The organism is Ileibacterium valens (assembly GCF_001945525.1).
GTDB classification, from domain to species: Bacteria; Bacillota_I; Bacilli_A; order Erysipelotrichales; family Erysipelotrichaceae; genus Ileibacterium; species Ileibacterium valens.
Genome location: NZ_MPJW01000059.1, coordinates 1 through 22,923, shown reverse-complemented (window position 1 = coordinate 22,923; position 22,923 = coordinate 1). Strand labels below are relative to the sequence as shown.

Sequence of the window (22,923 nt, the reverse complement as noted above, 5' to 3'; positions counted from 1 at the left end):
AGCAAAAGAAGGATAAAGGGCAAGGTCGAGATAATCATCGACAAAGGAACTGACAGTAGTGAAGACAGAATCCATCTCAATATGAGGGAAGAGAGAATGGAGCAGTGGCAAACGGCCCTGAATCGAGTTATAGTGTGTTTGGTAATTTTGTTTATTGATCATGAACATATTTTACCAAAAGAGGCACCTCATCCATTACGGATCAGGTGCCTCTTTTTATTTTTGGACTGTCAGAAATTTAACAGCCCCTTCAATAATCAATGCAGATAAAAACATTTGCTAAAAGAAGCTTGTTTATCGTACATACCTGTTTGGAAGGTCTTATTCAAATTCAATGGTTCCTGGCGGCTTACTGGTAATATCAAAGAGGACGCGATTGACATGATCAACTTCATTTACGATACGATCAGAAACACGCGCTAAAACATCAAAAGGAACACGGGCCCAGTCGGCTGTCATTCCATCAATTGAGGTAACAGCACGAATCGCAACCGCATAATCATAGGTTCTCTGGTCTCCCATGACACCTACACTACGCATGTTAGTCAGCGCAGTAAAATACTGCCAGATATCTTTCTCGAGTCTAGCTTTTGCGATTTCTTCGCGAAGAATCGCATCCGAATCCTGAACGATTTTAAGCTTTTCTTCAGTAATATCCCCTAAAATACGAATACCCAGTCCTGGTCCTGGGAATGGCTGACGCCATACCATTTCTGATGGCAGGCCCAACTCTTCACCAAGAGCTCTGACTTCATCTTTAAATAAAGTATTCAAGGGTTCGATCAACTGAAACTGCATGTCTTCTGGAAGACCTTTTACATTGTGATGAGACTTGATGGTCTGAGCAGAGTTAGTTCCGGATTCAATGACATCTGTATAAAGAGTCCCCTGAGCCAACCATTTAATTTCTTCACCCTCGGTTAGTTTCTTTACTTCCTCGTCAAAAGTGTAAACAAATTCGTTGCCAATAATTTTACGTTTCTTCTCAGGATCACTGACTCCCTCAAGTTTGGACAGGAATCGGTCTTTTGCATCAATCTTCACCAGATTAATATTCATGTTCTTTCCAAAGGTTTCCATTACGGATTCAGCTTCACCTTTACGAAGCAGCCCATGGTCAATGAACATGGCAATCAGCTGATCACCAATGGCTTCATGCAAGAGTGCAGCAACTACAGAGGAGTCCACTCCACCTGACAGGCCAAGAAGGACTTTATCATCTTTGACTTTTTCCTTAATCAGCTTTTTTTGAGTTTCGATAAAATCATGCATTGTCCAGTTATTCTGAGCTTTCGCCACGTTGAAGACGAATTTTTTCAGAATTTCATTTCCATATTCGGAATGACGGACTTCAGGATGAAACTGTAGAGTATAGATATTTTTTTCTGGATTTGCCGCAGCCGCAAATGGAGTATTATCCGAACGGGCAGTTTCCGCAAAACCTTCTCCAAGTTCTCCAACCTGATCACCGTGGGACATCCATACCGTCTGAGTTTCAGGAAGGCCTGTAAAAATTGGACATTCTGTATCGACCTTGATTTCAGTGCGTCCATATTCTTTTTTATCAGAAGGAAGAACCTTACCGCCCATATCATGCTGAACCATCTGCATTCCATAGCAGATTCCAAGAATAGGAATACCTGATTCATAAATCGCAGGATCACATTTCGGCGCCGCTTCGTTATAAACCGAATTAGGTCCTCCTGAGAAAACGATCCCCTTCACATCACCAAGAGCCTTGATCTCTTCAAGAGTCATCGTATGAGGGTGAAGCTCAGAGTAAACTCCAAATTCACGGATCCGTCGTGCAATCAACTGATTGTACTGGGAACCAAAATCTAAAACAACGATCTTATCAGCCATGTTTTACCTCTCTTATTTTGAGTATTTTAGCACTGATTTATTCATCAAAAAGAACGAATATCAAACGTATAAAGTAAAGCCGCTTTCAGTTTTCATGAAAAGTTTTCATTTTTCAGTTCTCTGCCCTAAAAGGGAATTTTTCCCATTTAAGCCTCAGTTGAGAGTCTTGCCGGAGTAACTCTTTAATACCGAATAAGGAATGAAATCTTTCAGATCAGAGGCTTTTTGAGCATCACCATTCTGAATCACTCTTGACATCCACACGACATCACAAAATTCACCAGCTTTAATTGCCGCATCTTTGAGCCGGCCATACTCTTTAAATCCTCTGCGTAATCCCATGGCAATACTCGGTTTATTGCTGGCCGTAATACAACCGATTTCTTGACGGACATTCTGCATTCTTAAGATATTCGTCAAAGTGTCGGCAAGAGCATGGCTTAAACCATGATGATTGGATGGTTCAAAGTAAATCGTCAGTTCAGCAGTATGCTGGTAGCCAGCTTTTGGCCGATAATGATGAGCTGTGCCATATCCGATGATTTTGCCATCATACTCTGCAACTAGAAATGGAAAATCCGGATTCGAAACAATCGAATTTAAAAATGTCTCTTTACTCTCAGGAGTCAGGTCCAGATTGTAATTGGAATGATCAACGTAATAACAATAGATCTCATAAACCTCATCCAGATCCTGTATTTCAAATTCTCTGATTCCATCAATAAAGCAGGATTTAAAAGAACAATCTGCTTGCTTTTCCTTCTGACCTGATTCCAAATTTGTATTCACAACCATATTCCTGACTTCTTTCTTCTTTCCTGATCTTCCTTATTTACCGCTAACGAATTTTGTATAGTTCTGTGGACAGGATTTACATCATTTCCAATGACGCATCGGCGGACAGCCAGCCATCAGCTTTTCTTCCCTGTTCAGCTGCAAATTCACCGGCCACTGCAATCATTGCTGCATTATCGGTGCAGCAGCGCATGGGTGGGACGGTAAATTCAACGTTTGGATATTCTTCTGCCAGTGAAGAAACCATTTCGCGAAGTCTTGAATTCGCGGATACTCCTCCTCCGACCACAAAATGAACAATTTCTGGATGATCGTTTAAAGCCAGCCGTACTTTATCAAAGATTTCATTTAATGCGGTTTCCTGAAAAGATGCTGCCAGATCTTCCATAATCCATTCTTCATTACGGCGTTCCATCCGTTTAACAAATTGCAGAACTCCAGACTTTAACCCGGAAAAGCTGAAGTCATATTTTCCCTGAGTTTTTGGCTTGGGAAGAGCATAGATCGCCTGTCCCTGTCTGGCGAGTTTATCGATTTTCGGTCCGCCTGGATAACCTAAATTCAATACCCTTGCGACTTTATCGTAAGCTTCTCCAATGGCATCATCCTGTGTCTCACCAAGAACTTCAAAAGAATAGGCATCTTTCATATAAACGAGTTCTGAATTGCCTCCACTGACAAGAAGTGCCAGCAAAGGAAACTTCATATCCGTAACCATTTCATTGGCATAGATGTGTCCGGCAAGATGATTCACGGGAATCAGAGGCTTTTCAAAAAGCTCAGCTACTGTCTTTGCGGCAGTAACTCCTACATGCAGACAGCCAATCAATCCTGGACCCTGGGTAATTGCCACGGCATCAATATCTTTCCAGTCCACTCCCGACTCTTCAATGGCTCTTGCCACTACCCAGGAAATGTTTTCTACATGAATCCGTGAGGCTATTTCCGGAACAACTCCACCGAATTCCTTATGAGTATCAATCTGAGAAGCAATAATACTCGAAAGAACCTCTTTTTTGTCCTTTACAACCGCTGCAGCTGTTTCATCACAGCTGCTTTCAATACCTAATATGATCATTCTTCGATCCTCATATTTAAACCGATTCTTTAAACTCGTGTTTAAAAATCGGTCTTTGTTTTCATAATAATTTGATATCTATCTGACTGAATGTTTTGTTCAGGTTTAATTCTGCCTGTTTTGTCCAATTTTTACCTGCTTTTCTGATAAGTCAATTATTCAGTCACTTTCAGCTTTTTATAGATTCTTCAATGTTCTTTTAGATTTTTTCCAAAAACAAAACGTTAATTTCAGATACCCATTGCCATTAACAGGCCATCCTCTTTTCCTTCATAATAGTTTTTCGAGCGATGAAGGATGATAAATCCCATCGATTCATACAGAGCGATCGCAGGCTGGTTGCTTACTCTGACATCCAGACTGAATTCTTCTGCCTGCTGCTCCTGAGCCATTTCGATCCCTTTCTGAATCAGCGCCTTTGCCAGGCCTTGCTTACGAAATTCTGGGTCTGTTGCAATACGGGCGATCTGCGCCTTTTCAAAAGTGATCCACAAATCCAGATAGGCACGGATTCTCCCGTCTTCTTCATCAACGAGAATTGTGCTGAATGGATTCACCTTTAAATCCTGTTGGATATTTTCAATTGTCCATGGATTCTGAAACGATCTCCCTTCCAGCCTGGCAAGAGCCTTGAGATCCTGTTCATTCGCCTGACGGATCATACCCTATAAGCATCGCTTTCTTTATAGTATTTTGGCGCGAGAGCATGAACATTCTCAATCAGATGATATTCATCTCTGAGCTGCTCAATGTTTGAAAGAAAATCGACTTCCGGTGTTTCCATTCCAATCAGATAACCATCCCCAAATAAGGTTCCTGGATTCTCCTGGATAAAGTTCGGAATCAAATCAAGCTTCAGAATGGCTTCTTTGGTCACTTTTCCATGACTTAAATGAGCGGTATAAGCTCGGTGAGCTCTTGCATCCAGAATGACATTGGCTTCTTCTTCAAGACCTGCATAAATCTGCATGGTCGAAAGTGTATATATTTTTGTCTTTGACTGCGTTCCAAGAATCTTGGCAATTGTCATAGCGATTCTTAATCCGGTATAGCTTCCAGGCCCTTCTGTGATGACACATTCATCAACATCAGAGAGCTTTAAATCACATTTCTTTAACAATTCTTCAATACGTGGAAAAATCGTTTCAGATTGACTTTTGAAACATTCTTCCATCGTCCCATCTAATAGTTTTCCATCTTTATAAATCCCAACAATTAGATACTTATAAGCTGTATCCAGGGCTAAGGTAATCATTTCAGTTCCTCCAGAATGCTTGAAGATAAAGGACCATTGGATTCGATGGTAAAAACGCGTTCCTCATCGTTTCCATTTTCAATCGAAATTGACAGATGGTCCGCTGGAAGCTGATCAGAAATATAGTCAGACCACTCCACCACTGCAATGCCATCGTCGAAGCATTCATCGAATCCCAGATCCTGACTTAACCCCTCAAGTCGATAAGCATCCAGATGCCATAATGGATTTCCATCGGCCTGCTTGTAGGATTTCATGATCGTAAATGTTGGCGAATTAATCGTATTTTTTACTCCAAGGGCTTTGCCAAATGATTTTGTCCATGTAGTTTTACCTGCACCAAGATCTCCATCAAGAGTAATCGTCAGGACTTTTCCTTTAGACAGATCAGCTATTTGCCTGGCAAGGGCCGCTGTCTGCTCCAGATTTTCTATATTAAATATTTTTTTCATATTTGAATTTTCCATTCCTATAAGATTGATCTTAAAATCTTCGGAATTTTTGTATTTTACAATGTTTTAAATAACATACGAAACGATCTGGTTTCTGATTTTCTTTTCGTTCACCGTTTTTCATCTGATTACCTGTCGTTTCAACTCATTACTTTATCTCTTTACTTCTTTTCATTATTTTTTTCGCTGTTTTTAAGCGAATTTTCTCTTTCAATTCTTTCCTTGCGCAACTGTGACTTAATATGAGTGATCTGCTCCATTCGCTTAGCGACTTTGGATTCTGATCCCTGATCCGTTGGCCTGTAATAATGATGTCCGGTCAATGAAGGCGGCAGACATTCCATATCTGTCATATGCATCGGATAATCGTGCGAATACTCATAACCCTTTCCATAACCCAGATCCTTCATCATCTTGGTTTCTCCATTGCAGATATGGAGCGGTACTGGCTGCTCAAGTGTCTGCAGAGCATCATCCCTGGCTGCAAAATAGGCAGTCTCCAACGCATTGCTTTTTGGAGCCAGAGCCAGATAGGTAATCGCATGTGTTAAATGCACTGAACATTCTGGCATCCCTAAAAAATGACAGGCCTGATAAGCAGCAATACAGATTTCAAGAGCTCTTGAATCAGCCAATCCGATATCTTCACTGGCCATCCGAACCATTCTTCGTGCGATATAAAGGGGGTCTTCTCCACCTTCAAGCATTCTGGCCAACCAGTAAATGCAGGCATCCACATCTGAATTTCGCATCGATTTGTGCAGCGCTGAGATGATATCGTAATGCTGATCGCCTTTTTTATCATAAAGAAGCGTTCTTTTTTGCATGACCTGGCGAACAATCGATTCATCGACATGGACCCCATCAATATCATCCGGTGAGTTATTGATAATCATTTCCAGAGTATTTAAAGCCAGCCGGGCATCCCCGTGAGCAAAGAAGGCAATACTTGAGATGAAGTCATCAGAAATATGAATGGTCCGATCTCCAAATCCTTTTGGAGAAAACAGAGCCTGTCGAATCAGACCCTCGATATCTTCCTGCTCAAGTGACTTGAGAACAAAGACCCGGCACCTGGACAGTAGGGCTGAATTCACCTCAAAGCTTGGATTTTCAGTCGTCGCACCAATCAGAACAATGCTTCCCTTTTCCACATAAGGTAAAAAGGCATCCTGCTGAGCTTTATTAAATCGATGAATTTCATCTACGAAAACAATCGTTCGATTTCCCTTCTTGCGTCTTGCCTCCGCCTGGGCCATTACTTCACGAATTTCCTTAATCCCGGAAGTGACTGCAGAAAAATTAATGAACTCACTTTTTGTCTGATGAGCAATAATCCGTGCCAGAGTAGTCTTTCCAACTCCAGGAGGTCCCCAGAAAATCATCGATACCACAGAATCCCGATTAATCATATTCCAGAGCAACGAACCCTGAGCAACCAGATGTTTTTGTCCCCAGTAGTCTTCCAGACTCTGCGGACGCATCCGATCAGCTAAAGGACGAAGCGAAAAGGCTTTTTCGTCATTTTCCAATGCCTCTTCCTTTTCTTTCCTGGATTGTTCAAGCCGTTCTTCCATTGATTCAAATAAAGAAAATTGTTCCATGCTTTCGATTATACAGGAAACAGGCAAGCAAAAAGGCGGAACCTGATTTCCGCCCCTTGGTTTCTTATTTTTTAATTTTTATTCTCGACTGACTGATTTGAAACTTCAGCTTCCTGTTGCTCCAGTTTTTATGAACCATCAAAGCTGTCATTCCTGTTTTTCAAAGACTCGACCATCTACAGCGCAATGACTAAAGCCATTGCGATCACCAACAGGATCAGCCAGTTCAGAATAAAGTGAATGATCGCGTATCGAATCATTTTCTTTTTATCAACAGGGATGTTTCCAACGATCTTTCCCGTCTGACCATTTATCGCGATTAAAGCATCTTCATCCTTGTCATAGTCCATAAAAAGAATGTAAGCCGGCAGCAGAACGTAGCCGGTGTGTCCATCCTCATGATTCATTGTCCCACCCTGTACTTTGATCGAACTGTATCCATTCATCGTGGACATCAGTTTTGCGTCAAAGGAGTGGGCGATTCGCTGATGAACGGAATCGATGAGTTGTTCAAATCCAACATCATAACGCTCAGCCAGAAATCCCGGCAGATAGCCAGTGGAAAAAGGTTTCATCTTTGAGTAATCAAAAGGTTCGATCGAATCCATTGCATCTCTAGGGGTTTTACTCGATGCGATGGCAGGCACCTTTTCAAAGTGCATCTGCCCGCCGCGGCTTAATTCAAAGACATCATGTTCTGTGATAATCCAATCCCCATGGGTATGGGTAAATGTTCTTTCTCCAGTGGCCTGTACCTGGCCAGAAGTATTTGTATCATGCAAAAAGAACGGAAGATAAACAGCCTTAATTTTCTTTATTACATTGGAGGCTGCATATTCCGGAGGATAGAACGGTTTGCTTCTGATATATTCCTGATAAAGAGTCTTCACCTGCGAAGGTTCAACCTCAAAAGGAATAATCCATTCCGGTTCAAAGCTTCCGCTCATATTCTCCTGAAGCATTAATGGGGTCTGACAGAAAATACAGGTCGTCGCAGCTGTCGTCTTATCCGTAACGACTTCAGCCCCACAATGTGGGCACTGATAGAGCCGTAAATCTTCCTTATGATCCGTGGTATCATCCGTAGCTTCTTCAAATCCGGCATCCAGTGCTTTTCGAGTATTTAACGCTTCTTCATCCGGCGTTACATATTGTTCGATTGTTTCTGAAGCTTCATTCAGGTCCACATCTGAATTCGGTTCATACTCGGAAACGTCATATACACTGTCACAGTAATCACATTTCAGTTTGCCGATTTCCGGATCAAAATGAAGTTCTCCCCCACAGTTCTTACATTTATAAAGCATCAGAAATGACCTCCGCTTCCAGTATGGCCAGAGCTTCCTGTCCCGCCAGAATGACCTGAAGAACTCTGTTTTGGTTTACGAATCCGTGTCTGATAATGACTGATAAAACGATTTTCATTGATCATCAGATTCAGACTATCTCCATAACCCGCTGCATCATAAGCCAACTGTTTGTCCTGATGACCTTTCGCTTTCAATAAAGTCATGATTACAGTCACTACAGCAGCTCCGATCAGAGAAACAAACAGAGCGATTAAACTGGCTTCCCAGAAGATGAACGGCTTTTTCAGCCACCCCATCGGATCTGTACTGACTGCCAGTTCGCGGTCAGCCCGGTCCAAAAAAGCCATCGCTGAATCATAAAATTCGCCTTCATATAATTCGTCGCTGGCTTTATCAGCCAGGGTATCCGCCACATCCTGAGTGATCAAAGACCGATAGGTATCCCCATAGGCATCTACCCAATACGAACGGTCTGACATATTTATGGCATAGGCTAAATATCCTTCCGGATAGCGGCTGCTGCCGAAGCTTTCAATAAAATCCCGGGCTTCGTTGTCAGAAAATCCAGGTTCATAGGTTGTTGCAATCAGAATGTTCATATCATACTTCTGTGAGATTTCTGCTGCCTTGTCCTCGATTTTATCTATTTCAGATTCTGTAAATAATCCAGCATCATCCATTACAACAATTTCAGCTGCGTAAACCCTGATATCGGTAAAGATCGGCATGATCCATATGGATAAAAAGGTAAATACCAGCATTGAAACAATGTTTATCCTTTTCATTCAATTCTCTCCTGTAAGTCCTGAAACGTTTCAGGCATTTCGTTTCATTCCTATCCAACAGTATAGCGAAAGATTGTGAATAACAAATGAACCATTTCGAGAGATGATCTTAAGTTTATTCTGTTTCAGCGTTTCCTCTGTTTTTGTGTACTTTACGGCCGTCCAAATCTGAAGACTTTATCTTTGTTTATCCAAAAATTTGATTCAAAGCGAATTCAGAAACAAAAAACCGGCTTTCGTAATGAAAGCCGGATAACAATCATTATTCTATAAGCATTTAAATCCGCTTAATTGACATGGATTAACCATAACGGACGTAAAAGAATAATTGTTCAGCAGATAAGATTAATAGTCTGCGTTATTGCGGTCCTTGAACCATTCAGAAACACTGTCCATGGTTTCATCAAGACAACCATCTTCGAATGGAACTTTCAGATTGGCTTTTTTTACAATTTCCTTGAAAGGAAGGGTTCCTCCCAGTTCGCAAATCGCCTTATAGTCCTCAAAAGCCTTTGGATCCTGATCCTGCAGACGTTTCCAGAACTGTAAAGCACAAACCTGAGCCAGCGTATAGTCGATGTAATAGAACGGATTCATGAAGATATGCAGCTGGCGCATCCACCATCCGCCTCTTTCGAGAACGTCAATTCCTTCATAGTCTTTATGTGGCAGATATTCCTTTTCAAGTCTTCTGAAGCAGTCCATCCTCTGCTCATGAGTCCATTCTGGATGTTCATAGACTTCATGCTGGAAATGGTCAACCAGTACTCCATAAGGGATGAATTTTACCGATCCGCCCAGGTGTGAAAAGTAATACTTATCAGTATCTTCTTCAAAGAAATCCTTCATCCATGGCCAGGTAAAGAATTCCATCGACATCGAATGAATTTCAGCAGATTCCATCGTTGGCCACATGACCGAAGCCGGAACGATATTTCTTGAACTGTAAGCCTGGAAGCCATGGCCAGCCTCGTGAGTCAGCGTTTCAACATCGGAGTTGGTTCCATTGAAGTTGGCAAAGATGAATGGGACTTTGTAATCATTCAGACCCGTACAGTAGCCTCCGGCTGCTTTATGGGGTTTGGCATCAAGATCCATCAGGTTCTGATTGACCATCTTTTCGAAGTATTCTCCAGTTTCCGGTGATAAATCCTGGTACATCTTTAAGGCAGCCTGGACCATTTCATCCCTGGAATGTTTTGGAGCCGGATTGCCGGAAACAAATTCAATCTTTTCATCCCAGGCTGGAATATGAAAGTCTGGATAACCTAAGGATTTTGCCTGCTTTTCATAAAGCGCAGTACATACCGGAACGACTGCTTTTAAGACATTTTCTCTGTATTTTTCAACATCTTCCTTGTCGTAATCCAGACGCTGCATCTTCAGATAGCCCAGTGGAACATAATTCTCAAATCCAAGCTTTTTCGCCATCCGTGTACGAACATCAACCATGTCGCTGTAGATCTTTCCAATTTCTTCTTCATGATCTGCAAACCACTGCCAGTAAGCTTTGGTTGCTTCTTTGCGTACTTCTCTGTTTTTATCAGCCATTTTCTTCTGAAGGCTTGCCAGCGTATAGGTTTCCCCTTCAAAAGGAATTTTGGCGGAGGCAACTAAGGCCTGATAGGCAGATTGTAATTTTGCTTCATTCTGCAGGTCTTCGACAATTTCAGGAGACATGGATTTTAATCCGAACTCCGCTTTTGTAAACCAGGTCTGAGGAATCTCTTCTCTTAATTGTTTTGAATAGTCAGATTCAAGAATAGCCCGGTTAATCTGGGTAATATATTCTTCAAGGACGGGATTGATTTCATCAAAGTAATCCGTTTCCTGTTTATAAAACTCATCGGCCGTGTTGATGGTATGACGGATATAACACAGATTGGCCTGAGTATCGACATGCTGCATCAGATCATCGAGATCCAGAAAAGCATTTTTGAACATTTCATAATTTTCTGCATTCTTGATCCGATTCTGTATGCTTTCGAGTTCAGCTAAAACAGCCTTATGATTGGGACGGCTGTATTTCATTTCTTCAAACTTCATAATGACCTCACTTTTCTTATCCAAGATTATCACGAGATTTCATAAATTCCTATATCTAATAACAGATGTCCATGTTTGGTAAACATCCACTTAGGATTGAAATCTATTGCTGAAAAACTATTTTCCGCACGTAACCTATGTTTTTCCTGATTTCAGTCCCTCTAGTTTCGTTTTCATAAGCTCCTGATTCACTATTCGTTTCTTTTGTTTGACCAAATTCAAATGAAGACATCAGTTAAATCTAAAAAGAAAAAGGATTCTTCCTAAGAAGAATCCGTGGATATAAAATTCTTAATAAACCATTCAAGTCTAAACCATTCGAGTCAGTTCCAGATCGCCACAATGATCAGAATCAGTAAGGCAAATACGGCAAGCATTCCTAAAAGAACTGGCATGAAGATCTGAAAGCATGCAATCAGCAATGCTTTATAATCATCTTTTTCCAGACGGACTTCCTTGCCGAATTCAACTTCTTTCTTTTCCTTCAAATTGGCGATCAGGTCCTTGAATTTAGAACTCAAAGTTCACCTGCGTAGTGACACTGAACAAAATGACGTTCCTTTACTTCCTTGACAGGAGGAATTTCAGTTTTGCACAGGTCAGTGGCAAATGGACAGCGCGGATGGAATTTACAGCCGGTTGGCGTATTTACGTTTGAAGGAATTTCGCCTTCGATCAGCTTCATTTCAGAACGCTTATTGGGATCAGCAATTGGAATGGCTGCCATCAGGGCTCTTGTATATGGATGCATAGGATGAGCATAGATTTCTTCCTTATCTCCAAGCTCTACCATACTGCCTAAATACATAACTCCCACGCGATCAGAAATATGTTTTACAACAGAAAGGTCATGGGAAATGAAGATGTAGGAAATATTATTTTCTTCCTGCATATCCATCATCAGGTTTAAGATCTGTGACTGAATCGAAACATCCAGAGCGGATACCGGTTCATCACAGATGATGAAGGATGGATTCAAAGCCAGCGATCTGGCAATACCGATACGCTGTCTTTGCCCTCCGGAAAACTGGTGCGGAAAGCGGTAGCAGTAATAGCTTGGCAGACCACAGCGTTCCATCAGATTTTTTACATATTCTTCAAGTTCCGGACCACGGGTAAATTTGCCATGAGCAATCAGTGGTTCTGCAAGGATATTGAAAACATTCATTCGAGGATTGAGTGAAGAATATGGATCCTGGAAGATGAACTGAATTTCTTCACGCAGTTGGCGCATTTCCTTGCGGGTCTTTTTAGCGATATCTTCTCCCTTGAAGATGACTTCTCCGTCGGTTGGTTCATAAAGACGAATAATCGTTCTTCCTAAAGTTGATTTTCCGCATCCGGATTCACCAACCAGCCCCAGCGTTTCTCCTTCATAAAGATCAAGGCTGATTCCATCCACTGCCTTGACACAGGGTTTGCCAGGTTTGAGTTTTCCTTTGGATAAAGGGAAATACTTCTTGACGTTTTTGACTTCGAGAATCTTCTGTGCATTTTCTTTTTTAGCCATTCGTTATTCCCCTTTCTGTTCTGCCTCTTCGTACAGGAAGCAGGCGGCCTTATGACCGTTTTCAAATTCTACAACAGGAGGCTGGCTTTCAAGGCACTTCTGCATGCAGTGCTTGCATCGATCTGCAAAGTAACAGCCCTTCGGAAGGTAAACCGGATTAGGAACGGTTCCTTCAATGACATTGAGTCTTGAACCTTCTGTGGCTAAAGAAGGCATGGAGCTCATCAGGCCAATAGTATATGGATGCTTAGGATTCTTAAACAGGGTCTGTACATCGGCGGTTTCTACAACTTTTCCGGCATACATGACGTTGACCCAGTCCGCAACCTGAGCAACAACTCCAAGATCATGCGTAATCAACATGATTGATGTTCCAAGTTCGTTTTTCAGCTGATTCATCAGCATCAGAATCTGTGCCTGAATGGTCACATCGAGCGCGGTGGTCGGTTCGTCGGCAATCAGAAGTTTTGGCGAACAGGAAAGAGCCATTGCGATCATGACGCGCTGGTTCATTCCACCAGACATCTGGAATGGATAGTTGTTAAAAACTTCATCCGGTCTTGAAATGCCGACCTGGCCTAACAGCTTGATCGTTCTGGCTTTTGCTTCTTCATCTGAAATGTCTTCATGGATGCGGATGTTTTCCATAATCTGCTCACCAACAGTGAAAACAGGATTCAAGGAAGTCATTGGTTCCTGGAAAATCATTGAAATTTCATTTCCTCGAATATCCTGAATTTCTGCATCTGAAGCCTTGGCGAGATCGACATTTTTACCATTACCGGTATAAAGAATCTTACTACCAGGCATAATTTCGCCAGGCTCAGATACCAGACCGAGAATGGACATGGCGGTTACAGATTTTCCGCATCCGGATTCTCCAACAATTGCGAGTGTCTGGTTTTCATACATATCGAAATGGTTTCCATCAACGGCTTTAGAATCGCCTTTTTTGGTATGGAAATAGACTCTGAGATTGTCTACTTCAAGGATTTTATTATTTGCCTTCGGTTCGGCTGTGTTTTTGATTTCTTCGCTCATAAGTTCCTCCTACTGGATTTCCTTCGGGTCGAAGGCATCTCGCAAGCCTTCACCAACCAGGTTGATGGATACAACAGTCAGCAGACACATCAGACCAGCTGGAAGCCACTGCCATGGGTAGTTCTTAAAAACTTCGGAATCCCGGGCAAGGTTCATCAGGTTACCCCATGAAGGAGTTGGCGGCATAACTCCCATACCCAGATAGGAAAGGCCGGCTTCAGTTAATACTGCACTGGCCATCTGTAATGTTGCATTGACGATGACTAACGAGAATACGTTTGGCATCAGGTGTCTGAAAATCTTAGAGAAATCGGAAAAGCCCAAAGCTTCGCAGGCCTGCATAAATTCCTGCTCACGCAGCGTTAAAATCTGACCACGCACAAGTCTTGCCAGACCTGGCCAGGATAAAGCTCCAATTAAAAATGCAACGGTATACATCTTCAAATTCTGCGGGACCCATAACATAACGGAAGCAACCGCAATAATCATTGGAGTAAATGGCAATGAGTAAACAATTTCAGAAAAACGCATCAGGAAGTTGTCGATAAATCCGCCATAATATCCAGCGATTCCTCCAATTGTACATCCTAATACAACAGTCAGAATGGCAGCGATAATACCAACCATGATTGAAATTCGTCCGCCCAAAAACAGACGATAGAGGCAGTCTCGTCCCTGCTTATCCGTTCCAAGCCAATGCGCTGCACTTGGCGGCTGATTGACCGCATTGAGATCATAATCTGTGACCTTAATTCCCATAAGCATAGGAACCAGAACCACTGCGATGGCAATTAGAACAAAAATCACAAGTCCGGCTACGGCAATGCGGTTGGCGCGGAATTTGCGCCAGGCAATCATCCATGGACCAACGGACTCAATTTTTTCTTCAGGAGCAGACGGATGAATGCCGTTATCTTTTTTTAAGGTTTCCATCATTCTTCTCCTTTCATTATCCATCCACCTTCACTCGCGGATCGACTAAAGAATAGCAGACATCCGAGAGCAGGTTTCCAAGAATCATCAGTATGGCCGAGAAGACCAGACAGGCGCAGACTAACGCGGAGTCACGCTGGTTAATGCCGTCAATCAAAACTTTTCCAATTCCAGGCCATACAAAGACGGTCTCCAGAATGGTGGCGCCAGAAAACAGAGAAGGAATATACATTCCAAGCAGGGTAACCAGCGGAATGAGCGCATTCTTAAAGGCATGCCTGTAAATAACAGTCTTTTCCTTTAGACCTTTTGCTCTGGCTGTACGGATATAATCCTGATTGATGACTTCAACCATTGAGTTTCGGACATATCTCGAGAAGGTAGCAAAAGTACCAAAAGCAAGAACGGTTGTCGGAAGAATCATATGCAAAAGGATATCCCCGATTTCCTGCCATATGCTCGAGTATCCGAAGTTGGCTAACATGGTATCCCGCATACCGGAAATCGGCATCCAGTCGATACGAAGTCCAACAAAGAAGATGAGCACCAGACCGAAGAAGAATGTGGGAACTGAGATCCCGAGCAGTGAGAAGACGGTCCAGAAGTTATCTTCGAAACTTCCCTTCTTCACTGCCTGCCGTATGCCTATCGGTATCGCAAATATGAGTGCGATGATCAGCGCGGCCGCATTTAATATAAAAGTATTCCAGACGTAACTGCCAATGACTTCACCCACGGGTTTTCTCAGTGTAGTTGAAGTACCCAGGTTGCCGGTAAGTGTTCGGCCAAGCCAGCGCACATACTGTTCTGGAAGCGGTTTATCCAGACCGTATTTAACGCGTGCCTGCTGACGGATCACTGCAGTTGCACGTGTACCCGGGCCGAGGTAAGCGCTGACTTCATCACCCGGCATGGACTTTACGACGCCGAAGATAACCATCGTAATGATCAGAAGTACAGGGATTGATGTCAGAAGACGCTTGACAATATATTTCAGCATGAAAAATTTCCCCCTTTCTTTCAGAAACTTTCACAAATTATAACACTCGATTTTTGCAAGCAAAATATTGACAGAGAGATTTTCAGTAGTTCATTTCAGAACTTTGACTATTATTTCTCAGTGAAAGCGCCTGAATAACTGTGTTTTTCAATCAAACGATAAAAAAAGCACACGAACAAGATTATACCTTTTTGTTCGTGTGCTTTGCATTTTCAATAAATACGAATTAGTAACGAATATTTCCTATTCGCTCAGATTGAATTCAGTATAACCGAGCAGATCGTTCATGGATGTGTTGGAAAGTCCGGTAAAGGAAGTAGCCATGAAGAAGCAGCTCCAGCTGGTTGTATCTACAGAATCAATACCTACTGTATCAATCAGCGTGTTGAAGTCTACTGTTGACTGCTGCAGATCGACACCAATCTGTCCCCAGCTGTCCATAATCATTGGAATTAACATATCAAGAACAGCATTTCCTTCGGAAGCCAGGAATTTGATCGTCAGTTTCTGTCCGTCTTTTTCGCGGATTCCATCTGAACCTTCAACCCATCCAGCTTCTTCAAGAACCTGTTTTGCTTTTTCGATATCAAAGTCATACTTTACAGCACCTTCGATTTCAGATGTACCCGTTGTGGCATCACCCATACCAACAGCAACTGGTGACCAGAAAGCAGTTGGAACGTATCCAAGACCCACGTTCTGAGCGTCTTCAGCAGCTTTACTCATATCGTAGAATGCATCAACGAAGCCCTGACGGTCAGTCGCATAGCTTAATGCCTGGCGAACAGCCGGATCAGCGGTTGGGCCATCAGCACAGTTAAAGCCTACATATCCTTCAGCTGCACGGAAGTAGTAGTCGTAAGCGAGTTTGTCATCTTTTGTAGCAGGAGCGATGATACCTGGTTCGATTAATTCTGGGTAGTAGTTCACATCGCCGTTCTGTAAGGATGCAAGTTCTGTTGAGGCTGCAACAGTCTTAATAACTACTTTAGGAATGGAGAATTCGCCTTCTCCTGCGTAATTTTCATTTTTAACCAGAGACGCGCCGGAAGACTTATCGTAATTGTGAACTTTGTAGGCATTTGAACCTAAAGTGGCACTGTTGTTGTCCTTGTATTCACCCATAGCTCCTTTGGAATATGGGAACTGTTCACTTGAAAGAATTCCTAAGGAACCAATGGCAGTAACGGCATCAATATCAGGTTCTGCAAGTTTAAATGTGATTGTATGATCATCATCAACAACAATTCCGGAAACTTCTTCTGCTTCGCCTTCCTGATAGTCATCCCATCCTTCGATAAAGTCAAATGTTCCATCCAGACGTCCGCCGATGTATTCAGGGTCAGCTGCCAGAGTAAATGTAAACTTAACATCTTCTGCCGTCAGATCACTGCCATCAGAAAATTTAAGGCCTTCGCGCAGTTTGAAAGTTACGGATTTACCATCTTCAGCTGCTTCAGGTACTTCAACAGCTGCCTGTCCATACAGTTCCGAATTTGCATCGTAAGCCAGCAGAGACTGATAAACCATATTAACCACATACTGGTCATATGAAGAAATAGCATAAAGCGGCGAGAAAAGACCTGCCAGTTCCTGTGTCATTCCGACAACAAGAGTATCTCCACCATCGATGGATGCATCTGCAAGAGCCTGAGACCAGTTACACACTGGACCTGTTGTTACGTTGACACCTTTTTTAAAGATATTGAACAGATGGTTTCCATAAATTGGCAGATATGGAGCCAGTTCGGATTCTTTTACGAACGCTTTTTTGTAGCTTTCGATGGATGCATCCATATCCGTAGTTTTCTTACCTGCAATCAGCGCATTATTGAGCTCTTCGTCGACAATTCGAACGTAGTTGCTTCCGCCATAAATTACTGCGGCTGTTCCAGCATCACCTTCACCGGATCCAGAGCAGCCTGCCATAGAGGTGGCGGCGAGCAGGGCAGCCAGAGCGCCTGCCAGTTTTTTAGATTTCATAATTCCTTTCCTCCTCGATTACGAAACTTTATGTCCAATATTCTAACAACGCAATAACACATTATCAATCATTTTTAGAAGGCTTTCCATAAATTTCACAACACTTTTCAGAAGATCAAATGTAACGAAAGTGCTAAGTTTTCATTTCTGTAAACTGTTCACCAATTAAAGACACTAATTCAGAGTTTTTCATTTCATTCTCTTTCAGATTCTGAATAAAAAAGTAAGAAAAATGATGTGATATACCGGCTTGTCTAAAGCCGAATATGCCTTATATAATGAAGATGCAAAGAGGAAAATATCTTATTAGAGGAGGGTTATTTGATGTTCGAAAAATTATTTCACCTGATGACTTCATTCAACGCTTCGATTTGGCTTGATGATGCAGTTGTCTTCAACAGATTAACAAAAGAGCTTCGTTAATCACCATAAATTATAAATAGCCAGCCGGAACAGATCCCCCTGTTCCGGCTTTTTTCATCCCAAATTTCTGGCATTCTTATGGTATTATTCATATTTATTCTATTTGCATCCAGCTGATTCTATGGGTAAAATTCGCTTTCTGAAACGAGTTCATCCTAAATTGGTTTGGTCCACTCAAATTCACTGATAGAATCAAAACAGAACTTATCTTGTCTTCTGATTTCCCCTATCTGTTTCAAGGTATGAATCATCATATTATTAAAGGCAGTCATTGATTTTTAATGGATGATTGAAACAGAATTCTTCAATCCGATCTTCAGAAGACAAATAAAAACAGGAGGAAGTTAAGGAAATATGTCAAAACTCAACTTTGCAGACTTTTATCAGGAATATCTCGATCTGCTTGGAGCCTATCAGCTTGCATTAAGCACAATGTATGTCGATCAGAATACAATCGCTCCCAAAAAAGGAGCCTTTAATGCGAATAAGGCGATGTCCATTCTCTCATCTCAGGCATTTGCCATTGAGAATAATCCTGAAACCATCGCTAAAATCCGAGAATATGCCAGCACTTTAGAGGACGGCTCTCTGGAAAAGCAGGAAATCACAATACGGTTGGAGGAAATCGCAGACAGCGAAAACATCCCGGCGGATGTCTACCGTCGTTTTGTTCAGACCCGCAATGATTCAGAAACCATCTGGCACAGGGCTAAAGAAAATAATGACTACTCTGAATTCAGAAATATTCTCGAGGACCTGATGAATCAGCAGATTGACCTTCTGAAATACTCTCCGCGTTTTCATCAGGATAACGCTTATGATGTTCTTCTCGATACGTATGAAAAAGGAACGGACCAGAAATTTTATGATGAGTTTTTCTCTGTGATAAAAAAGGAACTGATCCCTTTAATTCACCAGGTCCAGAATGCAAAACAGATCGATACGACTCCAATTGAGATTTCAATCGATGAAAAAAGACAGGCTGAATTTGCCGATAAACTGATGGAATTCATGCAGGCTGATCCTCAAAGAGTCTATCTTTCGACAACCGAACATCCATTTACTGACTTTTTAGGTAAGGATGATGTCCGTATTACAACTCATTACTATCCGGACACATTCCTTTCTGCCATTTTAAGTACAGTTCACGAATACGGGCATGCCCTGTTTGGACTTCAGATCGATGAAGATTTCTATGGAACTACACTTGCCAATAATATTGGCAGCGGCGCTCATGAATCCCAATCTCGTTTTCTTGAAAACCACATCGGGCGTTCTGAAGCCTTCTGGAAAGCTCTCTATCCTTCCATCGTGGAAAGCTTCCCTGAATTCAAGGATCTGACCCCTGAAGAAATAACTCGTCTGATCAACGTTTCTGTTCCTGGTTTAGTCCGGACTGAGGCTGATGAACTGACTTATCCGCTTCATATTCTAATCCGCTATGAAATTGAAAAAATGATGGCTGATAAGACTCTTGATTATGACCATTTGCCAGAAATCTGGGCCGATAAGTACGAAGAATATCTTGGAGTCCGTCCGAATACTGATGCAAAGGGCGTCTTACAGGATATGCACTGGTCTGCTGGAAACATTGGCTATTTCCCAACCTACGCCTTAGGAAGCGCCTATGCTGCTCAGCTCTATGAAGCAATGGCTAAAGAAATTAATGTTGAAGAAGAACTGGCTAAGGGTAACTTTACAGCAATTACTGACTGGCTCAAAAATAACGTTCAGCATTATGGAGCTTCCAAGAGCATGAAGGAAATTGTCGAAGAAGTTTCCGGTAAACCATTTGATCCAACCATTTACACCAATTACCTCAAGGACAAATACTCTAAACTTTACGATCTGAAATAGATTTGTTGAAGAGATAAGAATAATAAATTCCGCCTTGTATTTTTATTAGTCTTGAGAGATTGGCCTTCGACCAAATCAATTTTGTTTTTGAAACAATCTCATTCAAAAATATTCGGTCAGAAAATTCCTATATTATAAAATATAAGAGGTTCAACCTTTAGAAGATCAATGAGCAATCTTTAAAGTGTTGAACCTCTTTTTTTGTTTTGAAGAAGCTTAGAACATACCAAATTATACTCTTGATATGCGTCTATCAAGTATATTCTTAGCAGTTCAAGGAAAGATCTCGATACAGCAACCTCTGGATCGTGGTTATGGACTCAGTATTTATTTAGTATGCCATTCCAGAAACAGGTATATGTTTAGCAGCAAGAGTTTATTCTATGGCAAATCAGGAATTAGTAACTAAGCGTAACAGGTCTTTTTTGATATTTGATTCCTGGCCAGAACAACCATTTGGTTTTGTCGGTATTTTATCAATGCTTATTTTGATTCCTGAAAGAAATCCTGAAGATTCTGATGCTGAATTCCTCCCTGACTGAAATCGAACTGATCAAGACTCAGAATAGTTTTTGGATAGTTGTCCTGAATCCTCTCAAGCGCTCTGAATTCCCTTTCTCTTGTTTTTTCATCCAGGATCGAAGCCGACACCTGATAATAATGAATCTGAGTGCCTTTTACTGCAACAAAATCAACTTCTTCCTGATTCAATCTGCCTGTATAGACTCGATAACCTCTTCGTCTCAGTTCAAGAAATACCGCATTTTCCAGAAGACGACCGAAATCTCTGAGGTGATTTCCTATCAGGTACTGACGCAGACCGGTATCTCCAAAATAGTACTTTTGGTTGCGGTCAAATATTTTCTTTCCCCGAAGATCAAAGCGACAAACGGGATAAACTAGAAAAGCATCTGACATCGCTTCAAGGTAGCTGTCGATTGTCTTTGAAGTCGTTTTTTTACCAGAACTTGTCAGGTAATTCGCGATTCCTGTTGATGTCACTGGATTGGAGATGTTATCTGCCAGATATTGACTGAGAGATTCCAAAAGAGCGGCATCGGTAATTTTCTTTCTCTGAATAACGTCTTTTATAAGTACCGTATTATAAATACCTTCCATATAAGTGGTCCAAGCTTGTTCCGAAAAACCAATTGAATAAGGAAGGCCTCCTCTGACCAGCCAGTCATTCAGACTGGCCGGATGGTCTGAAGACACTGATTGCAGCATCTGAAGATATTCCGGATACGAAAACGGATATACCGGAATTTCGACATATCTGCCTGAGAGCAGAGTTGAAAGTTCACCGGAAAGCATCTTTGAATTTGAACCAGTCACATAGATATCCAGATCCTCTCTGAGAAGAAGAGAAGATAGAAGCTTTTCAAAAGACTCAACTTCCTGGATTTCATCAATGAAAAGATAAGTTCGATCTGATCCGTTCAGTCGCTCTAAAATATATTCATTTAAAGTATGGTAATCCTTGAGTGGTTCGTTCTCAATCAATTCCATGTTAATTTCAATTATTCTATCTTTTGAGATTCCGGCATTGATCAGTTTTTTCTGAATCAGTTTCAGTAAGGTGGATTTACCTGATCTGCGCAGTCCGGTCAGGATTTTGATAATTTTGGTATCCTTGAACTCATGGATTTTTTCGATGTAATCTGGTCGATCAATGATCATATATTCCTCTTTCTGCAATCTACTGAACGTTTTTCACGGTTGACTTACACGCCTTCATTTTAAACTGAAATTGGAACAGACTCCAATTTGATATAAATATTTATTGAATTTGGAGTTGATTCCATTTTCTGAAATATATTTTTAATAAATGAAATTAATTCCAATTTAATTCATCCAGAATCATCCTCTGATGCATTTGACTTCTTCAGGATCAATGTTTCTGATTTTACGGATCGGACGTTATCCAAATCAGGCTTCTGATCAGGCCAATGACTCGAAAGAAAAAAATCCCAAACCAAAGTGAATACAAAAAATAAGACAAATAAAATCGATAAGTATTTTACTCACTTTTTCTCTGTTGTCTTTCATCATGGTGATAGTCCCTGGAATGAACTTAATTTACTCTGTGATCTAACCAGCCATGAATCCTAAAAAGTAATAAGATGCAAGGTTGATGTCATTAAGCCAGAAGACCTGAAAGAAGCCTGTAAAAACTCAGACAACCGTTATTTGGGACTTGGGCTTGACCTGCTGCATAAACTTGAAAGAAAAGCAAAGGCAAAACTGAATAGATCAGACAATCAGAGCGATAATGAGTCCCTGCTGATAGAATTTGAACATCTTGTGATTGAATTCCTGAAGATGTAATCAAGGTGATGAAAGCCGAAGCAGGTGTTTCTGATAAAATCGAAGAATGGATTGATCAAAAAAAGACTGAATGAACAGAAAGAAGAGGGAGAGCAGATGAGCGTTCTTAGAGAACTTTACGATAATCGTGATCGAAAGCTGGAACATTACGATCGAATGGTTGAGGAAATGAGCAAGGCAGAGCAACAAATCAGCATGGCGAAGCAAACGCTGAATCTTTCAGAACAGAAAAAATAAAAAATTGGAACACGAACTTGGTGTCGCCCGGCAGTAAACCAGTATGGAAGAAAAGAAAGTTCGCATGATTCAGGAAGAAAAGGATCGTCAGATTCAGAAACTTCTCGAACCCATCATAAATAGTGAACCGGAATTCAGACTTGAATGAATTATTGGCTTGCTTTTTGCAAAACCAGAAAATCTATACAAAGACACTTCTGAGCCAGATCAAGAAAATCTCCTGAAGTGATTTTCAGTTTCAAGATAACGATCATTTTAAAAGGGATGGCTGAAATCAGTCATCCCTTTGTTATTTAGGATCTGTCAACTAAACTGTGTAAGTAGTTTTACAGCCGTTAGTTTACTGGACCAGTTCACTGCCTGATTCAAACACTACATGCCTGGTCTGTTCTGTCCAGGGTCCACAGGACCCCGAAGGGGCTT

General features: G+C 41.5%; 19 protein-coding genes. 2 read left to right on the top strand and 17 right to left on the bottom strand.

Translation table 11 applies throughout. The features are described from left to right. Positions 1-321 precede the first annotated feature (321 nt). From guaA to BO222_RS01670, 16 genes are all read right to left on the bottom strand, one after another. On the bottom strand, positions 322-1,863 hold the full coding sequence (gene guaA, locus BO222_RS01745; protein ID WP_075817814.1) for a glutamine-hydrolyzing GMP synthase: 1,542 nt from the start codon (positions 1,861-1,863) through the stop codon (positions 322-324). Between the two features lie 153 nt (positions 1,864-2,016). After that, positions 2,017-2,652, bottom strand: a complete 636-nt coding sequence (locus BO222_RS01740) for a GNAT family N-acetyltransferase (protein WP_158024537.1) — start codon at positions 2,650-2,652, stop codon at positions 2,017-2,019. Between the two features lie 82 nt (positions 2,653-2,734). Next, the gene (tsaD, locus tag BO222_RS01735) at positions 2,735-3,736 is read right to left on the bottom strand and encodes a tRNA (adenosine(37)-N6)-threonylcarbamoyltransferase complex transferase subunit TsaD (RefSeq protein ID WP_075817811.1); all 1,002 of its coding nucleotides are present in this window, start codon (positions 3,734-3,736) and stop codon (positions 2,735-2,737) included. 230 nt (positions 3,737-3,966) lie between these two features. Next, positions 3,967-4,398 carry a ribosomal protein S18-alanine N-acetyltransferase gene (rimI, locus tag BO222_RS01730; protein WP_075817809.1) on the bottom strand — a complete coding sequence of 144 codons (432 nt, stop codon included), beginning with the start codon at positions 4,396-4,398 and terminating at the stop codon, positions 3,967-3,969. Then, the gene (gene tsaB / locus BO222_RS01725; RefSeq protein WP_075817807.1) at positions 4,395-4,991 is read right to left on the bottom strand and encodes a tRNA (adenosine(37)-N6)-threonylcarbamoyltransferase complex dimerization subunit type 1 TsaB; all 597 of its coding nucleotides are present in this window, start codon (positions 4,989-4,991) and stop codon (positions 4,395-4,397) included. The genes rimI and tsaB overlap by 4 nt, the downstream gene beginning before the upstream one ends. Next, positions 4,988-5,443 (bottom strand): tRNA (adenosine(37)-N6)-threonylcarbamoyltransferase complex ATPase subunit type 1 TsaE, encoded by a 456-nt coding sequence (gene tsaE / locus BO222_RS01720; protein WP_075817804.1) that lies wholly within the window; start codon positions 5,441-5,443, stop codon positions 4,988-4,990. The genes tsaB and tsaE overlap by 4 nt, the downstream gene beginning before the upstream one ends. A gap of 161 nt (positions 5,444-5,604) precedes the next feature. Beyond that, positions 5,605-6,927: a replication-associated recombination protein A gene (locus tag BO222_RS01715; protein ID WP_075817818.1), complete on the bottom strand. Its 1,323-nt coding sequence runs from the start codon at positions 6,925-6,927 to the stop codon at positions 5,605-5,607. Positions 6,928-7,223: 296 nt separating this feature from the next. Further along, entirely contained in the window at positions 7,224-8,354 is a 1,131-nt protein-coding gene (locus BO222_RS01710) for a hypothetical protein (protein ID WP_075817802.1), read from the bottom strand. Next, on the bottom strand, positions 8,354-9,142 hold the full coding sequence (locus BO222_RS01705; protein WP_075817800.1) for a TPM domain-containing protein: 789 nt from the start codon (positions 9,140-9,142) through the stop codon (positions 8,354-8,356). The genes BO222_RS01710 and BO222_RS01705 overlap by 1 nt, the downstream gene beginning before the upstream one ends. Positions 9,143-9,487: 345 nt before the next feature. Next, positions 9,488-11,188: a M3 family oligoendopeptidase gene (locus BO222_RS01700; protein WP_075817798.1), complete on the bottom strand. Its 1,701-nt coding sequence runs from the start codon at positions 11,186-11,188 to the stop codon at positions 9,488-9,490. Positions 11,189-11,511: 323 nt separating this feature from the next. After that, complete coding sequence (locus BO222_RS01695; RefSeq protein WP_075817797.1) at positions 11,512-11,709, bottom strand: hypothetical protein; 198 nt, start codon at positions 11,707-11,709, stop codon at positions 11,512-11,514. Beyond that, complete coding sequence (locus BO222_RS01690; RefSeq protein WP_075817795.1) at positions 11,706-12,698, bottom strand: ABC transporter ATP-binding protein; 993 nt, start codon at positions 12,696-12,698, stop codon at positions 11,706-11,708. The genes BO222_RS01695 and BO222_RS01690 overlap by 4 nt, the downstream gene beginning before the upstream one ends. A gap of 3 nt (positions 12,699-12,701) precedes the next feature. Continuing rightward, positions 12,702-13,739: an ABC transporter ATP-binding protein gene (locus tag BO222_RS01685; RefSeq protein ID WP_075817793.1), complete on the bottom strand. Its 1,038-nt coding sequence runs from the start codon at positions 13,737-13,739 to the stop codon at positions 12,702-12,704. Positions 13,740-13,748: 9 nt separating this feature from the next. Next, positions 13,749-14,675 carry an oligopeptide ABC transporter permease gene (gene opp4C / locus BO222_RS01680; protein ID WP_233131185.1) on the bottom strand — a complete coding sequence of 309 codons (927 nt, stop codon included), beginning with the start codon at positions 14,673-14,675 and terminating at the stop codon, positions 13,749-13,751. A gap of 13 nt (positions 14,676-14,688) precedes the next feature. Continuing rightward, the gene (locus BO222_RS01675; RefSeq protein ID WP_075817789.1) at positions 14,689-15,672 is read right to left on the bottom strand and encodes an ABC transporter permease; all 984 of its coding nucleotides are present in this window, start codon (positions 15,670-15,672) and stop codon (positions 14,689-14,691) included. 243 nt (positions 15,673-15,915) lie between these two features. Beyond that, positions 15,916-17,655, bottom strand: a complete 1,740-nt coding sequence (locus tag BO222_RS01670; RefSeq protein ID WP_075817787.1) for an ABC transporter substrate-binding protein — start codon at positions 17,653-17,655, stop codon at positions 15,916-15,918. A 777-nt stretch (positions 17,656-18,432) separates the two neighbouring features. Here BO222_RS01670 and BO222_RS01665 point away from each other — a divergent pair. Next, complete coding sequence (locus BO222_RS01665) at positions 18,433-19,935, top strand: carboxypeptidase M32 (RefSeq protein WP_075817785.1); 1,503 nt, start codon at positions 18,433-18,435, stop codon at positions 19,933-19,935. A gap of 483 nt (positions 19,936-20,418) precedes the next feature. Here the strand turns inward: BO222_RS01665 and BO222_RS01660 are convergent, their stop codons facing one another. After that, positions 20,419-21,615, bottom strand: a complete 1,197-nt coding sequence (locus tag BO222_RS01660; protein ID WP_083647624.1) for an ATP-binding protein — start codon at positions 21,613-21,615, stop codon at positions 20,419-20,421. 699 nt (positions 21,616-22,314) lie between these two features. Here BO222_RS01660 and BO222_RS01655 point away from each other — a divergent pair. After that, entirely contained in the window at positions 22,315-22,500 is a 186-nt protein-coding gene (locus tag BO222_RS01655) for a hypothetical protein (RefSeq protein ID WP_143356898.1), read from the top strand. Positions 22,501-22,923: the final 423 nt, after the last annotated feature.

Excerpts from the sequence above, each read along its gene's own strand:
- guaA (WP_075817814.1), bottom strand. The coding sequence starts at position 1,863 with ATGGCTGATAAGATCGTTGTTTTAGATTTTGGTTCCCAGTACAATCAG.
- tsaD (WP_075817811.1), bottom strand. The coding sequence starts at position 3,736 with ATGATCATATTAGGTATTGAAAGCAGCTGTGATGAAACAGCTGCAGCG.
- rimI (WP_075817809.1), bottom strand. The coding sequence starts at position 4,398 with ATGATCCGTCAGGCGAATGAACAGGATCTCAAGGCTCTTGCCAGGCTG.
- tsaB (WP_075817807.1), bottom strand. The coding sequence starts at position 4,991 with ATGATTACCTTAGCCCTGGATACAGCTTATAAGTATCTAATTGTTGGG.
- tsaE (WP_075817804.1), bottom strand. The coding sequence starts at position 5,443 with ATGAAAAAAATATTTAATATAGAAAATCTGGAGCAGACAGCGGCCCTT.
- BO222_RS01715 (WP_075817818.1), bottom strand. The coding sequence starts at position 6,927 with ATGCGTCCGCAGAGTCTGGAAGACTACTGGGGACAAAAACATCTGGTT.
- BO222_RS01710 (WP_075817802.1), bottom strand. The coding sequence starts at position 8,354 with ATGCTTTATAAATGTAAGAACTGTGGGGGAGAACTTCATTTTGATCCG.
- BO222_RS01705 (WP_075817800.1), bottom strand. The coding sequence starts at position 9,142 with ATGAAAAGGATAAACATTGTTTCAATGCTGGTATTTACCTTTTTATCC.
- BO222_RS01700 (WP_075817798.1), bottom strand. The coding sequence starts at position 11,188 with ATGAAGTTTGAAGAAATGAAATACAGCCGTCCCAATCATAAGGCTGTT.
- BO222_RS01690 (WP_075817795.1), bottom strand. The coding sequence starts at position 12,698 with ATGGCTAAAAAAGAAAATGCACAGAAGATTCTCGAAGTCAAAAACGTC.
- BO222_RS01685 (WP_075817793.1), bottom strand. The coding sequence starts at position 13,739 with ATGAGCGAAGAAATCAAAAACACAGCCGAACCGAAGGCAAATAATAAA.
- opp4C (WP_233131185.1), bottom strand. The coding sequence starts at position 14,675 with ATGATGGAAACCTTAAAAAAAGATAACGGCATTCATCCGTCTGCTCCT.
- BO222_RS01675 (WP_075817789.1), bottom strand. The coding sequence starts at position 15,672 with ATGCTGAAATATATTGTCAAGCGTCTTCTGACATCAATCCCTGTACTT.
- BO222_RS01670 (WP_075817787.1), bottom strand. The coding sequence starts at position 17,655 with ATGAAATCTAAAAAACTGGCAGGCGCTCTGGCTGCCCTGCTCGCCGCC.
- BO222_RS01665 (WP_075817785.1), top strand. The coding sequence starts at position 18,433 with ATGTCAAAACTCAACTTTGCAGACTTTTATCAGGAATATCTCGATCTG.
- BO222_RS01660 (WP_083647624.1), bottom strand. The coding sequence starts at position 21,615 with ATGATCATTGATCGACCAGATTACATCGAAAAAATCCATGAGTTCAAG.